This is a genomic window from Salinicola sp., assembly GCF_982684285.1.
This window is the reverse complement of the sequence record NZ_CEXLVS010000272.1, coordinates 1-5,166: the sequence shown is the minus strand read 5'-3', so window position 1 is coordinate 5,166 and position 5,166 is coordinate 1. Positions and strand designations below refer to the sequence as shown.

The following is a 5,166-nucleotide window of genomic DNA, read 5'->3' as shown; positions in this document are numbered from 1 at the left end:
CCCAATTCAAAGATTTTGAGCCCTAAGTACGTCCTTTCATCTGGGGCATATCGCCTAGAAAGCAAAAAACCCCGGTGCAACTCACCGAGGTTTAGACGCCGACCGGGCACTCCCTGTCCACTTGCGGTGGAATTTGGACTTCGATACGCGATCAGTCAACGGCGTTCGCGCTCTATTGGATACTGGCGTTATTCCGTACCACGCATGCGGGATTAACTGTAAACAGCGTTGCGCCGCACGAGTTCATTGCCGCTAGTGCCTCACGGCCTCAGCCAGCATTTCACGCATCTGCGGTACCGGTGTCTCTTCGGGGATGACGCGAATGTGTCGGGTATTGGACAACTCGGCGATGATCTCCTGGTAACTCCGTGTCTTTCTGGTCTCCAGGCCACTGGGTGCCTGACAGACAAACACCGTATCTTCCGGCAGTCCGCCATGCTTCTTCAGCCGGTTCATTTGCATGATCCAACGGTCGCCCTTGTCGAGAATGCTCTTTGGGTCATCGAGGTCGAAGGATAGCGGCCGGATTGCCTGACGCGGGGCATGCTCGCCACGTCGCCACACAAAGGGAAAATTGACGTGATAGAGCTCATCGCCCAAGCGCTCCTCGCGGTAGGTGCGATCAGCAAAATGTGTTTTTAGCAGGGTGCCAAGACGGCGCTTGATCCGTGTTTCGGCTTCTTCCCGTTGACCGAATTCGTGGTGGACGTAGCGATTGAATAGCTCGTTCAGCGTTTCTTCGGGATTGGCTGAGGCGATGGTTCCCGGTGGCCCGAAGCGGAACATGGTTTCGCTAGGTGCGATCAGATGCTTGAACAAGCCCATTTTTAGCGCGAAGTCACCAGTGTGCGCGTTTGCGAGCTCGGCGACGCGTCTAACCTCGTCGATAAACTCCTGGCGCGCCTGCCGGAAAACGCTGGGTTCGAGTTTGTCGAAGAAGTCGGTAACCCGCTTGCGCCGTTGGGTTTCGATGCGTTGCAGGAACTGGCCGTCGGAGCAGAGCATGACGATCCCCAGGTTCGCGAACTCACCTGTTTCGGGGTAGGGCTGGAATCGAAGCACCGCGTAATTGCAGAAGGTGCTCATGCTAGTCTCCAAAAATCGTCGTCATTGAACCGCCGCAGCAACGCGTACCGCTCCTCGAGCGTTGGTGCTACCTCCGAATCTTCGTCCCAGCGGTCGCGATAGACCCACTCATCCGGCAAAAGGGCGGTGATCCTATCCCAGTTCGCCAAGGCCGTGTCAAGCGCGGCGATGTGCTCGGCGCGGGTCACCATGTCATTGCAGCAGTGACGCTGATTGGCGAAGACATGGTTGGTCAGAATTTCCTGGTCTGGTATTTCCATGGCAAAAGCCACGTTATGGTCGATCACGCCGAGGCCCTGACCGGCAGACCAAAGTAGATTAACGTTGCCGCCGTTCTCCGTCAGGCAGCGATCACCGTTCTTGACCCACTTATCGAACACTAGCACACGTTGCTGAAGGACAGTCTCGATACGGTTCATCTGGGAGTAGACCAGCGTCGTGGCGTTTTCGATCAGCCGGCTGGCGAAGGCAGGGCCGCCTTCCAAATCCCATATGCCCTCAATCGCGCTGAAATCGATCAGCGGCTGGGGTATCTGCATCAACCCATAGGCAGGAATCGGAAGGCCCAGGCGTTTTCCGAGCTCGGCACAGATAAGTTCCGAAACCAGAGCCGCTTTACCGACGCCATCAACACCTTTGACAACGTAGACGTCCCCTTTGTCGTCCCTAATCAGGAAAGGGCGACAAAGTCCTTGCTCGGATCGCCTAAGTATCTCTACCGCCTTTAGCCTTGGTGCTGTCATGACTTCCCTTACAAAAGCGAATTCAGCGCTGGCCTTCCAAACGACCGCGTCCTCACTCCAGATTCTGAATCTGCTCCCGCATCTGCTCGATCAGCACCTTCAGCTCCACCGCGCAGCGGGTGGTATCGGCGACGATGGCCTTGGAGGAGAGGGTGTTGGCTTCCCGGTTGAGTTCCTGCATCAAAAAGTCGAGGCGCCGTCCGACCGGCCCTTTCTGCTTCAACTGACGTTCCACTTCGGTGACGTGGGTTTCCAGCCGGTCGAGTTCCTCGGCGACGTCGGCCTTGTGCGCCATCATCACCATTTCCGCTTCCAGCCGCTGCGGGTCGAGTTCGGTCTTGGCGCTTTCCAGCCTTTCCAGCAATTGAGTGCGCTGGCGCTCGAGGATCAATGGCAGGTGTTCCCGCACCACGGCGACCTGTTCGCGCACGCCCTTTAGCCGCTCGCGAATCAGTTCCGCCAGGCGCTCGCCTTCGCGGGCGCGACCGGCGTCCAGATCCCCGAGCGCCGCGTCGAACAGCTCGAGTGCGGCAGCCTTGACGCTCTCCAGGTCGAGACGCTGGGTGGCCATCACGCCGGGGTGGGCGAGCAGTTCCAGCGCGTTGGGCATCGGTGCTTCCGGCAGTTGGGCGCGGACCTGTTTCAGCGCCTGGGAGAGCGCGGCGAGCTGTTCGGCGTTGATGCCGGGGGCGGCGTCGTTCTCGGCGGGGTCGAAGCGCAGGGCGCATTCCACCTTGCCGCGGGCGAGACGCTGGCGCATGGCGTCGCGGAAATGCGGCTCGAGATCGCGCAGGGTATCGGGGAGGCGGAAGTGCGGCTCCAGGTAGCGCTGATTCACCGAGCGCAGTTCGAGCTGCAGGCTGCCCCAGTCGGCATCACGGGTCTGGCGTGAGAAGGCGGTCATGCTGTGGGGCATGGGAGTTCCTTGAATCGTCGAGCTGATCGATCGAGTGTAACCCATCCGTGAAGCCGTTGGCCGCCGCTCGCCGGCGGTGAATGTGCAGCCGAGCCGTGTAGAATGGCCGGCCTGCTGTGAAGCGTCGAAGACGTGGCGCTTCTGTCATTGATGTTTTGGATCGAGAGGCTTTCATGCGCCCGAGTGGACGACAACCCGATCAGCCCCGCGAGGTCACGCTGACCCGCGGTTTTACCCGTCACGCCGAAGGCTCGGTGCTGGTGAGCTTCGGGGATACCCAGGTGCTGTGCAACGCCAGCGTCGAGGCCGGCGTGCCGCGCTGGCTGCGCGGCAAGAACCAGGGCTGGGTGACCGCCGAGTACGGCATGCTGCCGCGGGCGACCCACACCCGCGGCGGCCGTGAGGCGGCACGCGGCAAGCAGGGCGGGCGCACGCTGGAGATCCAGCGCCTGATCGGCCGCAGCTTGCGTGCGGCGGTGGATCTGAAGAAGCTCGGCGAGTTCACCATCACGGTGGACTGCGACGTGCTGCAGGCCGATGGCGGCACGCGTACGGCGTCGATCACCGGGGCCTGCGTGGCGCTGATCGAGGCGCTGCAGTACATGCAGCGCAAGAAGATGATCAAGACCGATCCGTTCCGTCAGCTGGTCAGCTCGATCTCGGTGGGCGTCTACAAGGGCACCCCGGTGCTCGATCTGGACTATCCGGAGGACAGCGCCGCGGACACCGACATGAACGTGGTGATGACCGAAGACGGCAAGCTGATCGAGGTGCAGGGCACGGCGGAAGCCGAAGCGTTCTCCCGCGCCGAGCTCAACGGCATGCTCGACCTGGCCGAGAGCGGCTGCCGGGCGCTGTTTGCCAAGCAGCATGAGGCGCTGGGTATTCGCCGCTAGTTCGTTGTAGTGATGGCGGCCACCATGGCCGCCATCTCGGGTTTTCTCATCTTCATTCCCTCTAGTTTCTCTTTCTCTTCTCCCTTCTCCCTGTCGTTCCAGCAAGATCGCGTCCGGCTGCAGGGATGCGCACGTCGACTAGACTAAAGCCCAAAGCTATTGGGCAGAGCGGCAATTCTTGTCGTCATTGCCCGTCGTCCATGTCAGGGAGACAACTGTGGCCGAACCGACCATCGCGGATCTCATCATCGAGACGCTGGACCGCGCCGGCGTGCGTAACATCTGGGGCCTGCCGGGCGACTCGCTCAACGGCCTGACCGAGAGCCTGCGACGCCAGGAGCGGATTCGCTGGCGCGGCGTGCGTCACGAGGAGGTGGCGGCGCTCGCCGCCAGCGCCGAGGCCGATGCCACCAAGCGGTTATCCGTCTGCGCCGGCTCCTGCGGCCCGGGCAACCTGCACCTGATCAACGGCCTGTACGAGGCCCAGCGCGCCAACGTGCCGATGCTGGCGATCGCCGCGCAGATCCCCTCCAGCGAGATTGGCCTGGGCTACTTCCAGGAGACCCACCCCGAGAACCTGTTCCGCGAGTGCAGCGACTACTGCGAGCTGGTGTCGTCGCCGGCGCAGATGCCGCGGGTGCTGGAAACCGCCATGAACGTGGCGATCACCCAGCGCAGCGTGGCGGTGGTCGTGATACCGGGGGATATCGCGCTGCAGCCGGCACCGGTCAAGGTCTCGAACTGGTCCGAGCCCGTGCGTGCCGTACCGGTGCCGCCGGAGCCGGCGCTGGACGAACTGGCCGAGCTGATCAACGGCGAGCAGCGCGTGGCGATCCTTGGCGGCTACGGCTGCGACGGTTATCACGATCAGGTCGTCGCCCTGGCCGAGCGGCTGAAGGCACCGGTGATCCATGCGCTGCGCGGCAAGCAGTCGCTGGAGTACGACAATCCCTATGATGTCGGCATGACCGGGCTGATCGGTTTCAGCTCCGGCTATCACGCGCTCAAGGATTGCGACTTCCTGTTGATGCTGGGGACCAACTTTCCCTATCGCGACTTCTTCCCCGAGCACGGCAGGATCGTCCAGATCGACGAACGTGGCCCGCACCTGGGCCGGCGCAGCCCGTTGCTGAAGGGGCTGGTGGGCGATATCGGCGCCACCCTCGAGGCGCTGCTGCCGCGTCTGGCCGAGAAGAGCGATCGCCGCTTTCTCGACGACGCCCAGAAGGATTATCGCAAGGCGCGCCAGGGGCTCGACGATCTCGCCGCGCCGCGAGACAGCGGCGAGCCGTTGCATCCGCAATACCTGACCGCGCGGATCAGCGAGCTGGCGGACAGCGACACCGTGTTCACCTGCGACGTGGGCACGCCGACGGTGTGGGCGGCGCGATATCTGGCCATGAACGGCCAGCGGCGGCTGACCGGTTCGTTCATGCACGGCTCGATGGCCACGGCGGTCCCCCAGGCGATGGGCTGGCAGGCGGCGTTCCCGCAACGCCAGGTGGTGGCGCTGGCCGGCGATGGC

5 protein-coding genes are annotated in these 5,166 nt (G+C 62.7%); 2 read left to right on the top strand and 3 right to left on the bottom strand.

Translation table 11 applies throughout. From position 1 onward, the window contains the following. Positions 1-252: 252 nt before the first annotated feature. The 3 genes from AC3AYF_RS17945 to AC3AYF_RS17935 are packed head-to-tail and all read right to left on the bottom strand — an operon-like array spanning position 253 to position 2,745. Positions 253-1,086, bottom strand: a complete 834-nt coding sequence (locus tag AC3AYF_RS17945; RefSeq protein ID WP_295036399.1) for a DUF3037 domain-containing protein — start codon at positions 1,084-1,086, stop codon at positions 253-255. Next, positions 1,083-1,829: a HipA family kinase gene (locus AC3AYF_RS17940; protein WP_487780124.1), complete on the bottom strand. Its 747-nt coding sequence runs from the start codon at positions 1,827-1,829 to the stop codon at positions 1,083-1,085. Before AC3AYF_RS17940 ends, AC3AYF_RS17945 begins: the two co-directional genes overlap by 4 nt. 52 nt (positions 1,830-1,881) lie before the next feature. After that, positions 1,882-2,745: a YicC/YloC family endoribonuclease gene (locus AC3AYF_RS17935; RefSeq protein ID WP_295036397.1), complete on the bottom strand. Its 864-nt coding sequence runs from the start codon at positions 2,743-2,745 to the stop codon at positions 1,882-1,884. 173 nt (positions 2,746-2,918) lie between these two features. On the opposite strand from AC3AYF_RS17935, the gene rph reads away from it, so the two are divergent. Beyond that, positions 2,919-3,641, top strand: a complete 723-nt coding sequence (gene rph / locus AC3AYF_RS17930) for a ribonuclease PH (RefSeq protein WP_295036396.1) — start codon at positions 2,919-2,921, stop codon at positions 3,639-3,641. 217 nt (positions 3,642-3,858) lie between these two features. After that, positions 3,859-5,166 (top strand): thiamine pyrophosphate-binding protein (locus tag AC3AYF_RS17925; RefSeq protein ID WP_487780123.1); only part of this gene is annotated, 1,308 nt, incomplete at its 3' end.

Coding starts and splice junctions, on each gene's coding strand:
- AC3AYF_RS17945 (WP_295036399.1), bottom strand. CDS start 1,086: ATGAGCACCTTCTGCAATTACGCGGTGCTTCGATTCCAGCCCTACCCC.
- AC3AYF_RS17940 (WP_487780124.1), bottom strand. CDS start 1,829: ATGACAGCACCAAGGCTAAAGGCGGTAGAGATACTTAGGCGATCCGAG.
- AC3AYF_RS17935 (WP_295036397.1), bottom strand. CDS start 2,745: ATGCCCCACAGCATGACCGCCTTCTCACGCCAGACCCGTGATGCCGAC.
- rph (WP_295036396.1), top strand. CDS start 2,919: ATGCGCCCGAGTGGACGACAACCCGATCAGCCCCGCGAGGTCACGCTG.